General features: G+C 46.3%; 14 protein-coding genes. 8 read left to right on the forward strand and 6 right to left on the reverse strand.

The window, feature by feature from the left end:
- The first annotated feature begins 479 nt into the window (after nt 1-479).
- From Enr17x_RS12475 to Enr17x_RS12485, 4 genes are all read left to right on the forward strand, one after another.
- Entirely contained in the window at nt 480-2,726 is a 2,247-nt protein-coding gene (locus tag Enr17x_RS12475) for a serine/threonine protein kinase (RefSeq protein ID WP_145309167.1), read from the forward strand.
- Nucleotides 2,727-2,759: 33 nt separating this feature from the next.
- Entirely contained in the window at nt 2,760-4,544 is a 1,785-nt protein-coding gene (locus tag Enr17x_RS12480; RefSeq protein WP_232101034.1) for an adenylate/guanylate cyclase domain-containing protein, read from the forward strand.
- A 231-nt stretch (nt 4,545-4,775) separates the two neighbouring features.
- A complete protein-coding gene (locus tag Enr17x_RS29600) occupies nt 4,776-4,937 on the forward strand; it encodes a hypothetical protein (RefSeq protein WP_198001126.1) in 162 nt (53 codons plus the stop codon).
- 30 nt (nt 4,938-4,967) lie between these two features.
- Nucleotides 4,968-5,594 carry a response regulator transcription factor gene (locus Enr17x_RS12485; protein ID WP_145309169.1) on the forward strand — a complete coding sequence of 209 codons (627 nt, stop codon included), beginning with the start codon at nt 4,968-4,970 and terminating at the stop codon, nt 5,592-5,594.
- 134 nt (nt 5,595-5,728) lie between these two features.
- On the opposite strand, the gene Enr17x_RS12490 is transcribed toward Enr17x_RS12485, so the two are convergent.
- Together Enr17x_RS12490 and Enr17x_RS12495 are read right to left on the reverse strand one after the other, a co-directional pair.
- Nucleotides 5,729-7,378, reverse strand: coding sequence for a hypothetical protein (locus Enr17x_RS12490; protein ID WP_145309171.1), 1,650 nt, complete (start codon nt 7,376-7,378; stop codon nt 5,729-5,731).
- Between the two features lie 382 nt (nt 7,379-7,760).
- A complete protein-coding gene (locus Enr17x_RS12495; RefSeq protein ID WP_145309173.1) occupies nt 7,761-10,172 on the reverse strand; it encodes a hypothetical protein in 2,412 nt (803 codons plus the stop codon).
- Nucleotides 10,173-10,587: 415 nt separating this feature from the next.
- Here Enr17x_RS12495 and Enr17x_RS12500 point away from each other — a divergent pair, with 415 nt between their 5' ends.
- The 4 genes from Enr17x_RS12500 (at nt 10,588) to Enr17x_RS12515 (ending at nt 15,193) form a co-directional block, all read left to right on the forward strand.
- Nucleotides 10,588-11,100: a hypothetical protein gene (locus tag Enr17x_RS12500; RefSeq protein ID WP_145309175.1), complete on the forward strand. Its 513-nt coding sequence runs from the start codon at nt 10,588-10,590 to the stop codon at nt 11,098-11,100.
- 183 nt (nt 11,101-11,283) lie between these two features.
- Nucleotides 11,284-12,279, forward strand: coding sequence for a M50 family metallopeptidase (locus Enr17x_RS12505; RefSeq protein WP_145309177.1), 996 nt, complete (start codon nt 11,284-11,286; stop codon nt 12,277-12,279).
- 555 nt (nt 12,280-12,834) lie between these two features.
- A complete protein-coding gene (locus Enr17x_RS12510) occupies nt 12,835-14,493 on the forward strand; it encodes an HD-GYP domain-containing protein (protein WP_145309178.1) in 1,659 nt (552 codons plus the stop codon).
- A gap of 76 nt (nt 14,494-14,569) precedes the next feature.
- Nucleotides 14,570-15,193: a hypothetical protein gene (locus tag Enr17x_RS12515; RefSeq protein ID WP_145309180.1), complete on the forward strand. Its 624-nt coding sequence runs from the start codon at nt 14,570-14,572 to the stop codon at nt 15,191-15,193.
- A 9-nt stretch (nt 15,194-15,202) separates the two neighbouring features.
- On the opposite strand, the gene Enr17x_RS12520 is transcribed toward Enr17x_RS12515, so the two are convergent.
- The 4 genes from Enr17x_RS12520 to Enr17x_RS12535 all read right to left on the reverse strand — a co-directional run bounded on the left by Enr17x_RS12520 (nt 15,203) and on the right by Enr17x_RS12535 (nt 19,424).
- Complete coding sequence (locus Enr17x_RS12520; protein WP_145309181.1) at nt 15,203-16,489, reverse strand: beta-ketoacyl-[acyl-carrier-protein] synthase family protein; 1,287 nt, start codon at nt 16,487-16,489, stop codon at nt 15,203-15,205.
- 431 nt (nt 16,490-16,920) lie between these two features.
- The gene (locus tag Enr17x_RS12525) at nt 16,921-17,436 is read right to left on the reverse strand and encodes an HYExAFE family protein (protein WP_145309183.1); all 516 of its coding nucleotides are present in this window, start codon (nt 17,434-17,436) and stop codon (nt 16,921-16,923) included.
- 139 nt (nt 17,437-17,575) lie between these two features.
- Complete coding sequence (gene hisS / locus Enr17x_RS12530) at nt 17,576-18,898, reverse strand: histidine--tRNA ligase (protein ID WP_145309185.1); 1,323 nt, start codon at nt 18,896-18,898, stop codon at nt 17,576-17,578.
- Between the two features lie 79 nt (nt 18,899-18,977).
- Nucleotides 18,978-19,424: a YkgJ family cysteine cluster protein gene (locus Enr17x_RS12535; protein WP_145309187.1), complete on the reverse strand. Its 447-nt coding sequence runs from the start codon at nt 19,422-19,424 to the stop codon at nt 18,978-18,980.
- Between the last annotated feature and the right edge of the window lie 296 nt (nt 19,425-19,720).

A 19,720-nucleotide genomic window follows, 5' to 3' on the forward strand; every position in this document is an offset into this window, starting at 1 on the left:
TTAACTACTGATAGTATTTGGTTTTAGTGGTTATTTGATTGCGATTAGCTCTTAATGTGCATGCCCAGTGAGAGCGGTCACTATGGAAGACGCATCGCGAACTAACTTAGAAACTTCAGAAACGGTTCAACTCTGTTGAAATGGAAGCCCGTTTCATTGAAACAAGCTCGATATTGGGTGAGCCGTTTTCTCTCAAAACCAAGTTGAAAAGCTGAGTAATTCGTTACAGAATTCCAGTCCTTAAAACATCTACAAATTGTAGTCAAATTCATGCAAATTCACAACTAACAGGGACCTGAATTTTACAGCCTTCTAAGGGAGAAAAACCTTGAAAATCAATAAGTTACGTTATCGAATTAATCATTGAGGGGAACACGTTTGTTGCATAGAATAGAGAAAGTCTCCTTGCGTGTTTCCAGACTGATTTCACGCAGGGAATTTCCTTCCGGAAGCAGGGTTTATTTAAGCTGTTTTTCCCTATGAATGAATCAGAACCACCAGAAAATAGACCTCAGCCAGCGAAGGGAGCCATTTCTGGTCAGACGCACCAGGGGGTAGAACGCGACGATCTAGAATCGCTGGAGGGAACTCTGAAACAATCACCTGAGGAGCAGGTGCATGCGGCTCATTTGAGCAAAGACAGATTCTCGCTTCCCACAAAAGTTCCCGGTTTTGACATGATACGGTCTCTGGGAGAAGGCTCTTATGGCTCAGTGTGGCTGGCTCAGGAAGAAAATACGGGTAAGTATGTCGCGATTAAGTTTTATACCTATCGCCGGGGGCTGGACTGGTCGCTATTGAATCGGGAAGTAGAGAAGCTGGCGGAGTTGTATACATCCCGCCATATTATCAGTTTGCAGGGGGTTGGCTGGAATAGCGATCCTCCCTACTACATGATGGAATATCTGGAGAACGGCTCTCTTTCTTCCTTTTTGGATGCAGGGCCTTTACCAGTTTCTGAAGCGGTGCGAATTGCCAAAACGGTTTTACTGGCACTGGTACACGCGCATGGTCGAGGGATTTTGCATTGTGATTTGAAGCCGGCGAATATTCTGCTTGATGCCAATTTTGAACCGCGGCTTTGTGATTTCGGGCAGTCCCGTCTTTCAGACGAACAAAGCCCTTCTCTGGGGACATTGTATTACATGGCCCCCGAGCAGGCTGATTTGCAGGCGGTTCCAGACTCGCGGTGGGATGTTTATGCGCTGGGTGCCCTGCTCTATCATATGTTGTGTGGGAAGGCTCCCTATCGTACGGCGGAAAATGAACAGGCCATCCGTAATTTGAATTCGCTTGAAGAAAAATTGGAAGCCTATCGTGATCTGATTCGAACATCTCCACGTCCTGCTGAACACCGCAAGGTCTCCGGAGTCGACCGGCGTCTAATTGAAATTGTTGATCGTTGTCTGGAACCAGATCCGAAAAAGCGGTTTCCTAATGCTCAGGCTGTGCTGAGCAGTTTGCTTCAACGAGAGCAGCATCGGGCTCGCCGACCTTTAATTGCATTAGGGATCATCGGACCTCTTTTGTTGATTTTAGGCTTGATACCAGTAGCGGGAGCAGCCGTCAATCAAATGGTTCATAAGTTTCGGGAAAATTTGACGGCGCGGGCACTCAGCAGTGATTTCATTTCTGCGAATTTACTGTCTCAATATATGGAACGGGATCTTCAGGATCGCAAAGAGCAAATGGTTGACCTCTCTACCAGAACATTATTACGGCAAAATCTTCAAAAGTTTCAGGATAAAGAGCAACCAGAGGAATCCACGCTGCAGGTGATATCTGAGTATTTGAATCAAGAGAAAGAAATTGTTGATAAAAAACGAGCCGAATTAAAACGAGAGCAAGATACAAGTTGGTTTCTTACCGATGCAAATGGAACACAAATCTGGCGCGATCCGGTGAGACCTACGATTGGGCAGGATTTCTCTCATCGAGACTACTTTCATGGACATGGGTTGGAGTATCCAAAGGGTAAGGCTCCTAAAGGTATTAAGCCGATTACCGAACCATATATTTGTCAGGTTTTTAAAAGTGATGCGACCAATCAATGGATGGTGGCAATTGCGGTTCCCGTTTGGGATTTAAAAGAGGAAAAGGTGCTGGGAGTTTTAGCTAGAACTACGCATCTGGATCAGTTACTGACGGGATTTGATGAAAGTATCCGTGGTAACTCTGAACGAATCGGAGATCGTAAGATTGCGCTGATTGACAACCGTGATGGAAAAGTGTTGGCACATCCGGAAATGACAGCGAATTACCTACGGAAAATGAATCGTGGAGAAGTGGATCGTTTGGTTCTCAAGGAAAAGCATGTTAATCAATTGCAATTATCCAGGTTAGCACAACAGAAAAATCAGTCTGGTGCTCTGCCCGCGGTGGTGAACGACTATCATGATCCAGTCGAAGCCGTACTCTCTGATGATGATCAGGATAATGTCTGGTTGGCAGCTTTCTCGCCCATCGGTACGACGGGATGGACGGCCGTCGTTCAGGAACGGCGAAGTATGGCTTTGCGTCCTGTAGCGGAGATGCGCAGCTGGCTCATTGAATATGGGATTATTGTACTGGTAACGAGTTGCCTGTTAATTTTCACTGTCTGGTATTTTGTCATGAGAGTTTTAACGGAACGGCGTGGATGGGACTGGTCTCGCCAGCAGTCTGAGAAGCGTTCCGATCAAGGCTCTACCTCAGCGAGTTGGCCCAGTCATCCGCATGGTTCCTGAAACCATACACTTGGAATATGAGGGAGAATTTCCTTGTTGGAATTAATGATCTATGGAGCGGACCCTAAGAATTCCTGCAAAGTCAGCTTGGAGCCCGGGCAGGAACTTGAGTTGGGACGGTCGCAGGATACTCCGGTTTCGGTCCCTTGGGATGATCGGATTTCCAGAAAGCATGCGCTTTTGACCGTGCAGCAGAAGCAGGTTTTCGTGAAGCGATTTCCATCTGCAGGGAATCGGATTTTTGTCGCTGGTATGGAGCAGGATGAATTCCTGCTGAATCCCGGGAGTGCATTTGTAATTGGTACCACAACGTTCCAGCTGATGGATTCGGTTTCCAGCTTTGCCTCACCGCGAGAATCTCCCTTAGAAGAGGTGACTTTCAAACCCAATGAGTTATTAAAGGTCAGGTATCGTGATGCCGACCAGCGAATTGATGTTTTAGCACACCTGCCAGACTTGATTATGGATGCGCGAAATGAGGCAGATCTGTATCATCGGCTGGTAACAATGTTATTGTCGGGGGTAAAGCATGCCGATGCTGTCGCGGTTGTTCGCTTAAATGCTGAAGATCGAGTAGAGGTTCCCTTCTGGGAGCGTAGACGACAGACCCAGGGAAATTTCCACCCCAGTGGGCGGCTGGTACAGGAAGCAGTAAAAAAGAGTAGACGGAGTGTTTTGCATGTCTGGGCGTCCAAAGAAGATGCTCAAGACGAGGATGATTATACAGCTGTAGCTGAATTTGACTGGGCATTTTGCACACCGATTGAAGATGGTGACTCGATTCGGTGGGGATTGTATGTAGCAGGCGAATTGAACCACCCCTATCAGGCATCTATTCCTCAAGGGACCAGTGGAATTGATCTTCAGGCAGACGTGAAATTCACGGAATTGGTTGCATCCATTGTTAAATCGGTCAGACGTCTGAATCAACTGGAACGGCAGCAGGCAGGTTTGAGACAATTCTTTGCTCCTCCGATTCTGGCTGCGATCGGAGACAATCTGAATACAGAAATATTGGAGCCTCGAGAATGTGATGTGACGGTCCTGTTTTGCGATTTACGAGGCTTTAGTCAGCACGCAGAGGATTCATCCGAAGACTTGATTGGTTTGCTGGATCGAGTCAGTCAGGCGTTAGGGATCATGACCTCGCATATTCTTGAGTTCGGAGGTGTAACCGGTGATTTTCAAGGGGATGCTGCATTAGGATTTTGGGGGTGGCCCTTCTCTTCAGATTTGGCACCATTGGATGCTTGCCGTGCCGCTCTAGCGATTCGTGCTGCTTTCGAAGAGATCAAGCTGCAGCCTGATCACCCGCTTTCCGATTTCCGCATGGGGATCGGGATTGCCCATGGAAGAGCTGTTGCTGGAAAGATTGGGACCAGTGAGCAGGTCAAGGTCTCTGTCTTTGGTCCGGTGGTCAATCTTGCCAGCCGCCTGGAGGGGCTGACGAAACATCTGAGAGTGCCGGTTTTAATGGATGAAGCGACGGCACAAATTGTCAGGAGTAAGCTGGATCAGCAGGAAGGACGCGTCCGGAAGCTGGCTCGAATTCTCCCCTACGGTATGGAAAGGTCTGTCATCGTTAGTGAACTGGTTCCTCCAGAGAGGCAGGCTGAAACCCTTACGAATGAACAAATTATGTGCTACGAAACAGCTGTTGACTGTTTTATTGAAGGCCAATGGGAAGAGGCATTTCGGTTGTTGCATGACATTCCTCCTTCAGATAGAGCCCAGGACTTTCTGGCCTTGCAAATTACCCGTACAAATCGAATCGCTCCAGCCGATTGGGATGGGACTATCAGGTTTGATAGTAAGTAGTTTCATCAATCTGGGGGGATGTTATTGGTGGAGGGATTTGCCTTGCTGTTCGGGTTTTACTGGCTGGGTGGAATACTGAAGTGAAGCAATCTGTTTCTATACAAAAATTATCAGAAACATCTGCCAGCCGGATAAAGCTGACCTATTTTTTATCAACGGACATCACATAAGTGGATATGTGATCTGGTCCTTTACCACTTGGGTTAGTCAGAACAGGCGAGAGATTTTGCCATGAGTAATGCAGAACTATTAGTCAAGTCGGATTCAGAGTTAACAGATCAAGAATTTAAAGTGAGTGAGAAAGTTGAAATTGAAATCGATAACCGCTCTCAAGAGATGTTACTTGTCTTAAACGAAGTCTTTGATTCCATTATTCCATCGTCCCAATCTTAAGTAATGATTTATAGGTAGTAGGTTCCTCTCATGCTACATGCATCAGAAAAATCAAGTGCCCGCGTCCTGGTAATTGACGATGACCCGCTCTTTCGTAATTTGATGGTTTCATTTTTGCGGAGAGAGTACATTGTTTCTGTTGCCAGTGATGGTTCGGAAGGATTTTACAAGGCACTCGAATACCCTCCAGATATTGCCATTGTCGATGTGCAGATGGCGGTATGGGACGGTTTACAAACGCTGAAAGCCTTCCGCTCACATCCGGTGTTGAGTCAGACGAAAATTATCATGTTAACCTCTGATGCCAGCAAAGAAACCGTGGTTGCTGCTATTCAAGGTGGGGCCAATGACTATATTATTAAAACCAGTTTTTCCAAGATGGAATTTTTGGAAAAAGTACGGAAATTTACTCAACCTGGCAGTGCAGGAGTTGCGAATACTCCCAATTCTTCTAAAAGGCAGCATTCAGCATCTACACCTGTCGCTGCTGCTGCAGCCCTCCGTAATGTAGACCGGCGGGACGCTGGGAATTTAACTTCGAACACCGGTAACAGCGCAAGTACAAAACCCAGTTCGGTTGAAGATCAGCTATCGGGCCTGACACTCGATAAAACCGAAGAAGAGGCGTTGGAAGAAATGATGGACGACTGGGATTGAATTTGATCTTGAGGTCAAGTCTCCCATAAACATTTTCCACTAGTAAGTCATCGTCGATTGGTAATAGGAAAAATAAAAAACCACACAGAATAGAGCCTGTGCGGTTTTTTATGTTTTTGTCCTAAGGCAATTGCTTAGAGTGTCTCTTTGGAAAATTTAGCAATGATATTACCGATGAGTCTTAAAATTCCCTTATCGAGTTTTGCCTTTCCGTCGATGGTGTCCTCTTCCCGCTTCATCACTAAAGTGAAAGTGTCGTCAGTGCTGGTCAGAGATTTTAATGCCATGTCACGGAGTTCCTGGTTCCCTTTTTGATTCCGAATTTTGTTGAACAGTTTCAACCAGGGAAGAGACTTCACATTCAGCTCAATTACATTGGGGCTGATCATTTCGGGTGGTGCTTCTGTGACTGTTTTAGCTGCCGTTTTAATTCGTTCAACCGCATCAGAACCAGCGGCCATCCAGAGTGCCTCAGGTGTACTGCCCACATAGAGTGCTTCTCCGTCTCCAAACAGTTCATAAAATCCGGCTTGTTGTTTTTCTACAATATTGATTTTATGAATTTTGAGCGACTCTTCATTGACCACATCAAGCTCAATTGTTTGTCCCACGATCAGTTTCGGCAGGAGCTCGACAACTTCTTTGAGCTTAGCACCATCTGTTGATCGGATTCCTCCGAGCATCACGTATTTATCACCATCTGCGTTAGTATCAATGAAGCCATCAATTAACGATGTTTCTTTACCGGCGTCCAACATTTCAATCACGAGTTCAGCGACTTTACTGCCAGCCGATTTTTGTTCGTCTGTCAGATTTTTATTATTCGTAATTCGTTCTTTAAGTGTGGGGAGGAGCAATTTATAGAATGTCGTAATATTTGTTTTACGCATTTCATCAAGAGGATGATTAATTCTGCCGTTAAGAATACCGTCCTGTTTGACTGGGACCTTGGCAAAATAGCTTGGTTTTATAGCAAACTGCTTTATACTTTCATCCAAAGACGTACCAGCGATTGCTTTGAGGGTAAAATCGAGACGGCCTTCATGCTCTGCAGCATCGGTCGTCCAGCCGATGACCATCTTTTGTGATTCTGCAAAAAGTCGCTCGACTTCATCCATCTGGTGGGTGAAGGCCAGTTTTCTCAGTTCGTATGCATTTTCCGACTCATCCCGCTTTTTCTTGACAGCTGCCAGCAACTGTTTGCGGGTGTTATTCATTGATTTTTTACGGGCATCGACCCCTTCTTTTTCATTAGTAATCAAGGCACTAAAATCATATTTTTGATTTAACAGTTCCTGGACCCGTTTCAGCGGATCTTTGATTGCCTCTACTTCAGAGAGTTTTTCAGATATGACGACATACTTAGAGTCCTGCAGGTATTTCATAAATCCCTGGAAAAGGTTCCCCAGAATATAAGGTCCTTTTCGTTGTTTTTTTACAGAGATTTCGAAGACTTCTAATGCTTCGCGAAATTTTCCGAGATCATCAACGGGGAGAATTAACCGATACCGTTCCTGTTGATTTTCTCCCAGTAAAATATCGATTCGCATGGGACGCTGTTTATCGATCCCTTCCAGAAAAGTCGGTAACAGTTCATCGAGATTTCTCCAGCCTTTTTTGTCATCAGCCAAGTCGAGAACCAGATATTTCAGGTCTGCAATCATACCCTCGGCGTTGATCTGGACTAGCGAGATATTCGGAGCAGAATTGTCTTCGGCAACAACTGCTTTGGGAATAGAAATTCCGAGCAACAGGATTAAGGCAACATGAGCAATGCGGCTCATACAGTTCCTCCATGATGTATTTCTAGGGATCGATGGTGATCAACAATAGTTACCAGAGTCAGAAATTGACGTTAGGGATTGGCTGCCCTGGCTCAAAACGTTTCACTGGCGGATGTTAGTTTATAATAAAAGTGGTGAATAGGGAACTCTGGTTGAAGAAATAACTAAAGTCCGAAATCGTTAAAACTCACATCAAGTAGAATAGGCGGATCTGGGGTAGAGGTGCCGTTTGTACATGTCTTCCGCGTGGTTGGAATACCTAAGCCAATACAAAATAAAAATTCGGCGGACACTCCGGGGAATAATTAAGAATGTTCAACACCATTTGAAAAAAAATGCGAACTGGGGTCTAACATCCAGAACAATCGATCTGGGGCGAACCTTACAGGTTTTTGGGTTGTTCCTTTGAGGGAGTTGTACCAGGCTGCTCTATTTTTTCAGCAGCCTGAATTCCACTGATCAGTCCCAGGTAACCTGAGATTCTTTCAGTGGGAGTATAGGGGGCGCTTTTCAGCAGTTTATTCACGGTGGCGATTTCCCCTTGAAGTGCAGAGACAGCTCCAATGGTAGTCAGCATATCTTCCCGTAAGACGGGGTCTTTGATCGCCGTTGTGAACTGAATTGCCTGATCCAGTTTAGACTGATTCAACAAAGTGGAGAGCAATTTAAGGGAAAGCCGTCCTTTCCATGCTTTTTTCAAATCTGACTGGTTAATTTCATACGCGGCTTGTTCCGGTTTTCCATTCTTCACCAGCAAAGTTGTCTGCTGAATTAAGGAATCCTCTTTTGATAATCCGGGGATCGATTGGTTCAATGTTGCTTTAATCTGTGTCTTCAGGTCGTTATTTTTTTGATCAACAGATTCGAGGATGACGGCTGGCAAACTGGTCTTCAGCAGTGAGTCTTTCAGGTTTTCGTTGGTTGCCTGTTGACTTTTTGAGGCGATCTTCCACACTTGTGCAGCTAGCTGGGAACGAGCCGCTTGTGAAAGCAGTTTGACTAAAAGTGCCTCCCGGTTTTCCGCAGCCGCCTTCAGGTTTCGCAATTGCTTTTTATAGTTAGTAATTCCCCTGCGAAGACGATCACTCGAGTCCAGATTCAGGGCTTCTTTAATTTGTTCCTGGAAATTAAAGTTGGATGCTTCATTATTTTTGGCTTGGACCTCAGCCATACTGGGGGCGATGGCACGAATTGTCTGCACGGTATTATTTAGAAATTTGACTGCTTCTGCTGATTCACCCAGCTCCGATTCAGCGCAAGCGATTTGAAGGTAGGCCTGAGCCAGTAATTCCAGTGGTGCTGCAACCGGTAACGTCATTTCGCTGATCGCTTTGATATTACCCAATGTGATCGGATTGGGAACTGGTTTGTCTGATAAAAACGAGATTGCTTTGGTCAGGAAACTACGAGCTGTTTCCGATTGTTTCAGGGAAATCAGTTTTCTGGCACAACGGGCATACATCAAAGCGTTGCCGGTGGGGGACAACTTCTTTTCTGCAGTTTGAATACTTGTGATTTCCGGTTTCTGCTTCTGTCTGACAGACTGTTCAATCTCTGCAAGTGACCATTGAGTGACTGCTTCTGTTCGTTCCATTGAATCTGAGGCTGAAGCTGCCCAATTCAAGGCTTCTTCTGGATAGCCATGAGCAATCAGAAGCAATGTTGTCGCAACCCACTGGGGTGAATCCCAGCGGTGATGTAGATCGATCATTGACTCAAAATCATATTGAGTAGTTTCATGAGCAATCTGCAGTGAGGCGGAGAGCTGTGCGAGATTGTTTTCAGCCTGATATTTGTTAATCAAATCGACTGCCAGATTTTCTTTGCCTGCTGCGACCCAAAATGCTGCCAGACGAGCGATCAGGTCGAGGGAATCGCGCCCGCCAAATTCAGGAATTTGTTTTGAAAGTTGAATCGTCTGATCCAGAGTTTCTTTCAATTCTGGCCCAGATTTCTGCTTTAACTGAATCCAGCCAATTTTGATCAGGGGAAATAGTTTATAGAAAGGGAGTGGTGGACTGACTGCATCAATTCGATCAATCTGTTCCCGCGAGGATTCGATATCACCTGTCATTGCATAGGCCTCAGCAGCCAGGCGGCGGCTGAACGGTTTGCTGCGGTTTTCTCTGGAACGTGAAAGCTCAACAATTGCTTCGAGTGCCTCTTTTTGAACTGTGTCGGTGGAGAGAGGAGAGACTTTGTTTTTGCTGGGTGTTTTCTGACTCTCCTGGGAGTTCTTATCCAGAGGATTGACTTTTGGCTGATCCTGGTCACGCTGGAATCCTGTTTTTGATGCGTCGGAAATTGCTGGTAGATCAAATGGTTTTGCCAGATCTGAACCATCCGGGACCCGGGTTAATTTATAGTAGCCGCCGCCCAAACCTGCGATGACGACGACGAGCACTATGATTAGAGGCAGTTTTGATTTTCTCTTTTCCTGTGGTTTATCTTGCTCAGCCTTTTTTTGTTCCTTGGCTTCCGTGTCGGGAACTAAAAAGATCGGGGCCAGGCATTCCGGGTTACGGCATTTGACTTCTTTTCCGACCACCTTGGAGGAAGAGAAGCCTGGAGTGTCACACATGGGACACACGACCCGAAACATTTTCCCTTTCACTGGTTTACGTAACAATGGGATCGCTTTGCCAGACTGTTTTTGACGTTCCAGTTCAAAGGGGTCATCATCAGAAACGGTTTCCCTTTTCGGGCGTTTCGTGAGTTGTGGTTTCTGTTCCGGAGCGTCTTTAGAAGGAGGATTCTTCCCGGCAGCAGGTTTTCGAGAAGAAGATGCAGACATTGACGCACCGCAGAAGGGGCATTCTGTTGCGTCCTCATCAAGAACTGACGCTCCGCAAGCTGGGCAAGTTGGAAGATCCATAATCAGTCGTCCGATATATTGTAGTTTTCAGAGAGATTGAATGTGTACGAATCACAAATATGATCGATTGGATTGTGAGTACCGTATTTGTATGATCACGCGCAGAAATGAGTTTTGATTTCACTGTCTCGAAAATAGTGAGGTAAACCCATTGTATACGGTAGATAACGTTCCCTTCAAGGATTATCTATATATAGCATCTGGCATATCAGGTCAAAGGATCTCATTTGCTTGCTTGCAGATGCCTTTAATTTAGGTAGCTAACGTGGGTTGAGAGACTTGTGAACTGGTAAAATTGGAATCAAACTGAAGATCAATGGATTGGAGTAGATCGGTGGCAGACACGCAACAAGTGAAAGAAATCCTGGCCCAGCTCGAAAAGTTTTTACAAGAGAGAGAAACTATTTCTCCTGTTTTAGACCGAATTATGGGAGATTTAGGCGGTAGGGCCATCGGGCTATGGCGGTGTGAAACAGGGAAACTGATTCAGGTTGGATTTCGAGCTGTCCCCGAAATGGATGAACAGGTAAGTAAACAATTTGCATCCTTTACCCGGGAAGTATCTTTGCAAAATACCGGTTTAGGGATTGTGAAGGCCATTGTAGAGCGAACTCCAGCGATTGGCACGTTGCGAGGAGAGGAATCCGGGCTTCAAGGCTCTTCGGAATGGCTCCAAAAGTTTGGTGCTCAGCAATCTTACGCGGTTCCTGTCTTAGAAGGCGACCAGGTAGTGGGAGTCTTGGCCATTTCGACGAATTGCGTTCATCAGTCAGGAGATCCGGAATGGGAAATTCTGACAAAAATTGCCGTAGGGATTGGTGAGAAAAAACTTTTGGGGATGTTTTAGCGGGTTGAATTGAGTATGATTTCTTAAGTGCAAAAGAGTAGAATTGCCAATGGTTTCTCCAGTGTATAACATACAGGTGTGAGCAGGACCCGCAACTTGGGAGTCGCTTTGTGTTCTGGACCAAGCTGGAATCAGGCAGTCTCTCAGGTTTTTCAGTGACTAAATTCTTCAGGTCTTCGTAAAATGAGTCGTTCGAACCCATTGCACTGGTCATTCCCAATCGGAACCTGGTTCCTGACCCAGGTCCGTGTCAGTATCTTTCTGCCAGTATTACTGCTGGTTTTCTGGGCGCATTACTCATTAGGGCTGGGGATTCTCTTATTTTGCATCCTCTTTTTAAGCGTTTTTCTACATGAAATGGGACATGTCGTCGCTTGCCGTATGGGAGGCGGAGAAGCAGATCAGATTGTGCTATGGCCTTTAGGCGGTCTCGTTCCCTGTAGTCCGGGACGTTCTGTCTCTGCCAGGGTGATGACCGTTCTGGGGGGGCCTGCTGTCAACCTGCTGCTCTGTGCCATTACGATCCCTGCCGTCATCTGGTCAGGACATCTGTCAGAGTCTTTGAATCCAATCAAGTTACCCGCTGTTGACCTTAGCAATAATCTGGGGCAGGCCGTTTTATTGATGATTTTCAACATGAACTGGCTACTTTTATTGATTAACCTGATCCCCATCTTGCCGCTGGATGGTGGCAAAGTACTGCAAATAATTCTCTCGCGTCGTTTTGATGAAACCGTCGTACACATGATTCTGTTCAATGTCAGTTTCTGGATTGGCGGTCTGGGAATGGTCATTGGTTTGTGTAGTTCCAGTGTGTGGGTGGTCTTTTTTAGCGCGTTGTTACTGATGCTCAATTTAATTGAGTTTACATCAGCTCATCGAGAAGATTCATTTGATGATTCCATCTTCGGTTATGATTTCTCACAGGGGTATACCAGTCTAGAGCGATCCAGCAGCCAACTGGTTGAGAAACAGGCTGGATTTTTCCAGCAATGGCGAGAAAAGCGGAAACTTCAAAAACAAATTCGGGAGCGAGAGAAGAATCGGGACGCCGAAAAGCAACTGGATTTATTGCTGCATAAGGTTCACGAGTTTGGTTTAGAGTCTTTGACACCCAAAGAACGACAGCAGTTGAATCAAGTGAGTGCCAGATATCGTAAAAGCGATTCTGATCCCTAAAATCGGTATTTTCAGAATCAACTCACCCCCCTGCCTTCCCAGCCTCTCAACGTTCTGTCCATCATCTGCGCATTCATAATGATGGTTTTTGCATATTGGGTAATCATTTTACCTGAGAGGGGGCAGATCCGGTTTCTTTTCTGCAACCGTCAAAACCCGACCTTCCGTAGTGAAAATTAAATGGAGCTGAGCCGCAAAGAGGTGAACACGTTCTATCAATTGCTTTTAAAGTTGTGTTTGAAAGGCGAGATGAACGTTCTGTGTTAAGTGCCTGTTTATCAATATCTTATGTGTATAGGATGATTCGTTGACCATACAACTTACACAAGAAAGGCCACGCGTAGCTGGTCTAGAATTGCCTAACCAATTTGTTGTTCACTATTCGAACAGAAAACCGTCTCTTTCCTCTGTTTCAACTCGGTTTTAGCATAAAAGTCCTTGTTTTCTTGACTGTTAAGGTATTTGACGTCCGGTTGTTAAAACTGATTTGCGAGCTGTAGTCTACGAACTAACTTTTCATTGGGAATATTCCTTTAGAAAGTAGAGAAGAGACTTATGGCATTAGGAACAACGGACTCATTAAAGAAGTTATCGAACTTCAGTAAATGTGGTGGCGAATGGGATCTGGACTTGCATCAAGATGCAAAGATCGATCTTGCAATCCGACGCATGAGACACATTGCGGAATTGACTGGTCTGACACTGTTTTGTTTCGATTCTAATAATGGAATCGTTCTGGACAAAACAAATGCGCAGTCACTCCCCTTCTTTCCGGTCGATATTCTCAACGAAATACAGCATGTTGATGGCTTAACGTTAATCGAAAACACGAATGGAGTGACGCACTTTTTACTCCCGCTTGTCGAAGATGAAGCCCATAAAATTACAGCAGCCGGCTTTGTGTTTTCTAAAGAGAAACGCAAACTAACCGAGATGGTTCTGACGGCAGTTCAACGAGAGTGGGCAGCTGAGGAACTGGATGCCTGGCTGGAAAATCAAAGAGTCCTGGATACGAAATCGCTGCATGCGTTATTAAGTCTGGCACTGCTTCACATTGAAGAAGAACAGCAACTTACTGTTTTGAATGAGGAAGTGGATAATCTATCAGAGTGTCTGGATGAGACATTTGAAGAAATCAGTCTGCTGCATGAAGTGGCCCAGCACCTCAAGATTTCCGAAAGTCCGGAACAACTGGGAAAATTGTGTCTTGATCGGATCGGGACTCTGATTGAAGCGGAAACCAATATTATCTGGTTTGAAGGTCAGGGAAATACGTCTCAGTTTATGTCAGATAGTACATCTGGCTTTGATGAAGTGACTCTGGCCCGACTCGTCGCACAGTTTGACGGATTCAACTGGAATCAGCCACTTGTGATTAATCAGGTAGAAAGTTCATTGCTGTCACTCGAATTTCCTGATCTGCATAATCTGGTGCTTGTTCCCATTTCAGACGGTTTCAATTCCTACGGCTGGATTCTCAGCTGTAATTTACTGAAAAGCGAGGAATACGGGACAATTCAGGCCAGCCTGCTGAATTCTGTGGCTTCTTTTTTAGGCACTCACCTGCGTAATATTGACCTTTATGCTCAGCAGGAAGAGTTGATGTTGAGTTTTGTCAAGTCGTTCATCTCGACGCTGGATGCGAAGGATCCTTACACACGGGGTCACAGTGAACGGGTGGCTCTGATCGCACAAAAACTCGCCAAGCAGTTAGGGTATTCCGGGGAGTTCTTACAGAATATCTATCTTTCGGGGCTGTTGCATGATATTGGTAAGATCGGAGTCGATGATGGAATCCTCAGGAAAGAAGGGAAATTAACTGACGAAGAATTTGCTCAAATTCAGAAGCACCCGATGATCGGATATAAGATTCTTTCCGGAATCAAAAAGCTAAAGAATATTTTGCCAGGGATCCGAAATCACCATGAGCAAATTGATGGGTTGGGGTATCCCGATCGACTCAAAGGAACGGATATCCCTTTGATGGCGCGGATTATTGCTGTAGCCGATGCTTACGATGCGATGGGCAGTGATCGTCCTTACCGAAACGGTATGCCTCTGGAGCGATTGGAAATCATTTTCCGTGAAGGCAAAGGTTTCCAGTGGGATTCGGATGTCATCGATGCCTATTTTGAGATTCGAGATGAAATCATCCAGCTTTCTCAAAAGTATAACGATGATGCGGCAGCTCTGGTTGAGAATAGCCGGAATTGATAAAATAACGCCTTGAAACGGTTATTTTCTTCTCAAACGGTGCGATTCCCAATACAGGGTGTCGCTGAGGCAGGCAATGATTCAACAGCGGCCATCTTTTTACTCTATAATTGTACTTCTTTGCGCAGTCAGTTTTCATGGCTGTGGTTCAAAAGAAGGTGGATCGAATACCGATTTACCTATCCCGGAAGCAGAACCGCTGCATATTGAAAATGCATTGTCCGATCAGGAAGGTCAGCAAGGATCCGGAGTCAAAGAGTTTGACGGGATTCAGTTTCATGTACCTGTGGGATGGAAGCAAGTGGCATTAACGCCGGCACAACAGGGAATGATTTCCGCCAGCTTTCAGATTCCTCAGGCAGGAGATGACGTGAAGTTGACTCTTTCCTCTGTGGGAGGTGGAATTGATGCGAATCTTCAAAGATGGAAGGGGCAGTTTCAGTTGCCACCTGGAGAAGCCCCCCTGCAGGAAACGATTCGTGTGGATCATGTCGATGCCATCTGGCTTGATCTGAGAGGCACTTTTGATTCTGGACCTGCCATCAATTCCAGTGTGGCATCCGGTATGCGAATGATTGGTGTTGCAATCCCGCGCAGTCCTCGCGATTTTTATCTCAAACTTACAGGCCCACGTGAGCAGTTGTTAAAAGCAGAAAAAGAGTTTCGCGAATTTGCCAAATCAGCCCGGTTTGTGCAATAGTCAATCGTTTCAGATCGTGGAATCCCATTTGCGGATCAGTCCGGCGACGAGGTGTCCTCCAAAACCAAACGACAGCTTTAGCGCGGTTTTGATCTCGTGGGAAACCGGTTTCAGTGGCGTATAATTGAGAGTGCATTCAGGATCGGGGGCTTGAAGATTGATTGTTGGCGGAACCAGATTATCGCGCATCGCCAACAGGGTAAAACCGAGTTCCACACTTCCAGCTGCTCCGAGTAAGTGTCCCATTCCCCCTTTTAAACTTGAGCAATGGACTCTGTTTGAATCAGGCCCCAGTGAATTTTGGATCGCGCGAGTTTCATAGAGATCATTGATCTGGGTTCCAGTGCCGTGCAGATTGATGTAATCTAGTTCGGCGGGAGTGACCTGAGATCGGTTGAGCGTATTGGTAATCAAGCGGGACAGGCTTTGTGCTGTCGGGTCAAATTGCATTAAGTGAGTCGAGTCAGAGCCAAGGCTCCCGGTTAGCCATTCTGCATACGGGATCGCGTTTCGCTTTAGTGCCTGTTCCAGCGATTCCAGGACTAGAATTCCAGCTCCTTCGCCGACGACAAATCCTTTGCGTTTTCGATCATAGGGACGGCAGGCTGAGCCGGCAGTTTCAAAGTCAGTCGCCAGAACTCCCATACGTTGGAAAGAGCCAATGACAGACGGCAGCAGAGACGCATCTGCACTACCAGCGAAAACGGTTTCACAGACTCCTTCGCGAATTAAATCAGCCGCGCGCATGATACTGGAAAATCCAGTTGCACAGGCTGAGACTGGAGAGAGTGCAGCACCTTGTAAATTGTATTGTGCCGCAATAGAGTGGCTGGCAGCACTGGGATAACATTGATGCCAGAGCATGGAGGGAACGTGAGCAGCCTGTTCCTGGTTCATCCGCGATAGTTCAGAGATTTGTGCAAAACCAGCCATTCCTCCCTTGCTGGAGCCGATGACGCAGCCTGCTGTTTCCCGGGGAAGCTGATTCATATCGAGCCCCGCATCCCGAATTGCTTCTGCGGTTGCATTCAAGGCTAATGTGATTGACGGCTCTTGTTGAAGTGGAAATTGATCCGACAGAGAGGACGATGAAAGTTGCCTGTTTGGGATGACGCCTCCTGCTACAGGACGATTTAACTGGCGAGACAAGTCATCCAGCAGGCAGGTTGCCGATTGCCCGGTAAGCAATTTCTGCCAGGAAGCTTCTCGGCTTGTTGCATAAGGGGTGATTAAACCGATGCCCGTAATCACGACCCTGCGGGGAAAACGCTCAGTTACCGAAAGCTTTGGTCGCATTAGAACTTAAAAGTTGCATAGGAAGGGAGAGAAGGAAAGTGCTCAGGAACGATGACTGGTTCGACAGATGGCAAATAAAGCTAAGCCAAATAACACCGCTACCAGAATGTATTCGAAAATTGAAGTTTGCGACTGTTGCACCAAGCCACTTTTTTGTTCGCCCTCTTGTGCCAGTGACGTGGTCACAGAGACGAGTAATGCTCCGAAAACTGATACGAAACCAGTCAAGATTCTGAATATGTTTGGAGATCGCTTCATAGTCGTTTAAATCTAAAAGCAGAGAAAGAACAAAAAGTTTTCAATTGGCTTATTGTATCAGCCTGACTCACAAACTGCATCAGGAAAAGCCGATTCCTGATGGAAACCTGGATGAAAAAATAGTGATTCTACCTCAATGAAGATCATTTCAGGTGTCATGGTTGTATTCTATTTCAGCATTGAATGATCGCATCTACAGGTTGTCGCATTTCGTGAAAATCCTGCTGGTGCAGAAAGACGGTTCGCCAGCTGTGGGACCGCGATCGCATTTTCAAACGGTATTCATCGATTTTCACTACATAAAACGCATACAGGCTCCCTTTGTAGGGGAACAGGGTTTCCAGATTGTTCGACATGGAATTCGGCGGGAGTTGATAGGCAAAGACTAAAGCCGAGATGAAGCCTTCCCCGAATAACTCCTGCCATTGCTGGAGCCCCTGGATATCTTCAATGGTAGCCCAGTTCTCCCAGCGGCGACTCTGTCGCTGGTCGGGAGAGATTTCTGTTCTGCCTTTGACATCCACCAGCAGGTTGGGACCTTGCTGCGAGTAGACAATAAAGTCGAGCGATTTGATGGAGGCGTTTTGCGCCAGAGCTCGGCGTTTCTCGTCAACTGCCACATAAGGGGCTTTTGCTGCACGAAGATAGTCTTCAAACGCGGCGTCGTAATGGTTGCGGCGGATGACCATGAGCCGAATATCTCCCCATGAATTCACAAGATGAGAACTGATCTTATGTAAATGGTATGGGGTTCTACTGTAAATGTCTATAGTGGCTGCGGGGTTTCAGGCATCCAGCGTTAGAATGTGGGGATTCGAGGAAGAGATGTTATTCGAGCAGTCCACGGACGAATTCGGTTAATTCTCCTTCTTTGACAGCGGTTTGAGTACCTTTCTGCAGTTCTTTGACTTGCCAAACCTGGTCTTCAAATTCATCCGTTCCTGCGATAATCACGATCTGGAATCCGTGCCGATTAGCATATTTGAACTGTTTTTTGATCGCTTTGGTGTCAGGATAGACTTCCACATTGAATCCGTTCAGGCGCAGTTCCCGGGCCAGTCTGAGGTATTCCGGCGTATAAGCCGCGTCCATTTGAGTCACCAGAATAGGAGCCGGAGTCGAGATATCCGGCAGCATGTTGAGTTCCTGCATTGCTGCCAGTAAACGGTCCAGTCCCAGGCTGGCGCCGACGCCCGGTAATTGTTGCGTCGTGAACAGCTCGGCCAGATTATCGTAGCGGCCGCCTGAGCAGACACTTCCTATGTTTGGTAACTGGTCCAGAAATGTTTCGTAAATGGTGCCGGTATAATAATCGAGTCCGCGTGCAATCGAAGGGTCCAGTACAACCCGATCGCTGGGAATGCCTGCTCTTTCTGTTGCTGTGAAGATTTCCCGAAGATACTGGACACCCTGCTCACCACACGCATTTCCGGTAAGTTGCTGTTCTAGAGAATCCAGAATTTCGGATGTCGCACCTTGAACGGTCGTCAGCGAGATGATTTTTTCTGCTTGTTGTTGCGTCAGCCCCCCCTGCTCCTGCATTTCTTTGATGACCGCTTCCGGGCCGATTTTGGGAAGTTTATCCAGCGCTCTTAAAACGTTCGCTGATTGAGGCTGCAGTTCCAGAATTTCCAGCAGTCCATTCAGAATCATGCGGTTATTGATGCGGATTTTGAATTCGGTAAAACCAATCTTGACCATCAGATCGTGAATGATAAACAGCGTCTCTATATCAGCTGAGTTGGAAGTCGTGCCGATGGTATCGAAGTCACATTGCATGAATTCACGGTAGCGTCCTTTTTGTGGTCGCTCGCCGCGCCAGACGGTTCCGACGTGATAGCGTTTAAACGGAGTTCCCAGCTCATTGATGTTCTGCGCAGCAAAACGGGCAAAGGGGACGGTCAGGTCAAATCGCATCGCGACATCACGACCACCTTGTTCGAAGCGAAACATCTGCTTGTCCGACTCTTCTCCCCCTTTTCCGGTTAAAATCTCAGTGTATTCCAGTGCGGGTGTATCGATGGGACGAAAGCCATAGCTGCGATAGACTGACTTAGCAGTCTCGATCAGTTGTTCCCGGGGAATCATGGCTGCAGGCAGATAGTCCCGAAATCCTTTGAGTGTCCGTGGCTCAATTAATGTTTTTTTCACAGTGGGTACCGGCTTGGATCGAAAGTGATCTCTATATTGTTTTCAGATTTTAGATGTGAGGAGTTATTCAAGCAGAGTGCTAAATATGTACAACTGGTAGTTTTTGTGTGGCCGTTTCTGTCTCAGCCTTCTTTCGTTTCTTCTTTTTCGGTGGTAGAACAGCGTGGGCATATTCCCAGATTTGTTCCGGAGTTTCGAAGAGACGATCATAAGTGCCATCATTGTCATATTCACAGTCATCTGTTGTGTAAGAACGGCAGATCTTGGGGCGATCTTCATAGTTACCACAACGGTAATCGGGCAGCAGGTATTTGCAGTCGCCATACACCATCAGGAACCAGGTATCTTCATCAACAAAAATGGCACAATGGCCGTGCATGATATACCATCGCATATGATCGAAATCCTCCCAGGTTTCCGGGGTTTCGATTGGCAAGGCAAAATAGCGACAACAACGTGCTGTGCAATAACTGCATAAAACTTCGCCAGCTTTGAGATCAGATCGTTTTACAGTGACCGTCGACATTGTCGTGTCCCTTGATGAACTATAATTAATGATGACAAATTTACAGAAAGGTTCGCGCTAGGGGAATCAATCAAAATTGAGATGCGCGTTTGGTCAGACTCAAGCAGAAAATTCGAGGCGAATTTATTGACTCGATTCTTCCAGATCCATAATGAATCTGCATGTTTTATAAGTTATCTGGCCGGAAAATGCACGGAATCCAGGGACAGAAAGTTTGGGTTTTCAATCAGAATCGTGACTGGTTTACTGGTTCCCCTATTGCTGGGCGTCTGTTCCGGGCATTGATTTGAACCGTT

The sequence above is a fragment of the Gimesia fumaroli genome, from assembly GCF_007754425.1.
GTDB classification, from domain to species: domain Bacteria; phylum Planctomycetota; class Planctomycetia; order Planctomycetales; family Planctomycetaceae; genus Gimesia; species Gimesia fumaroli.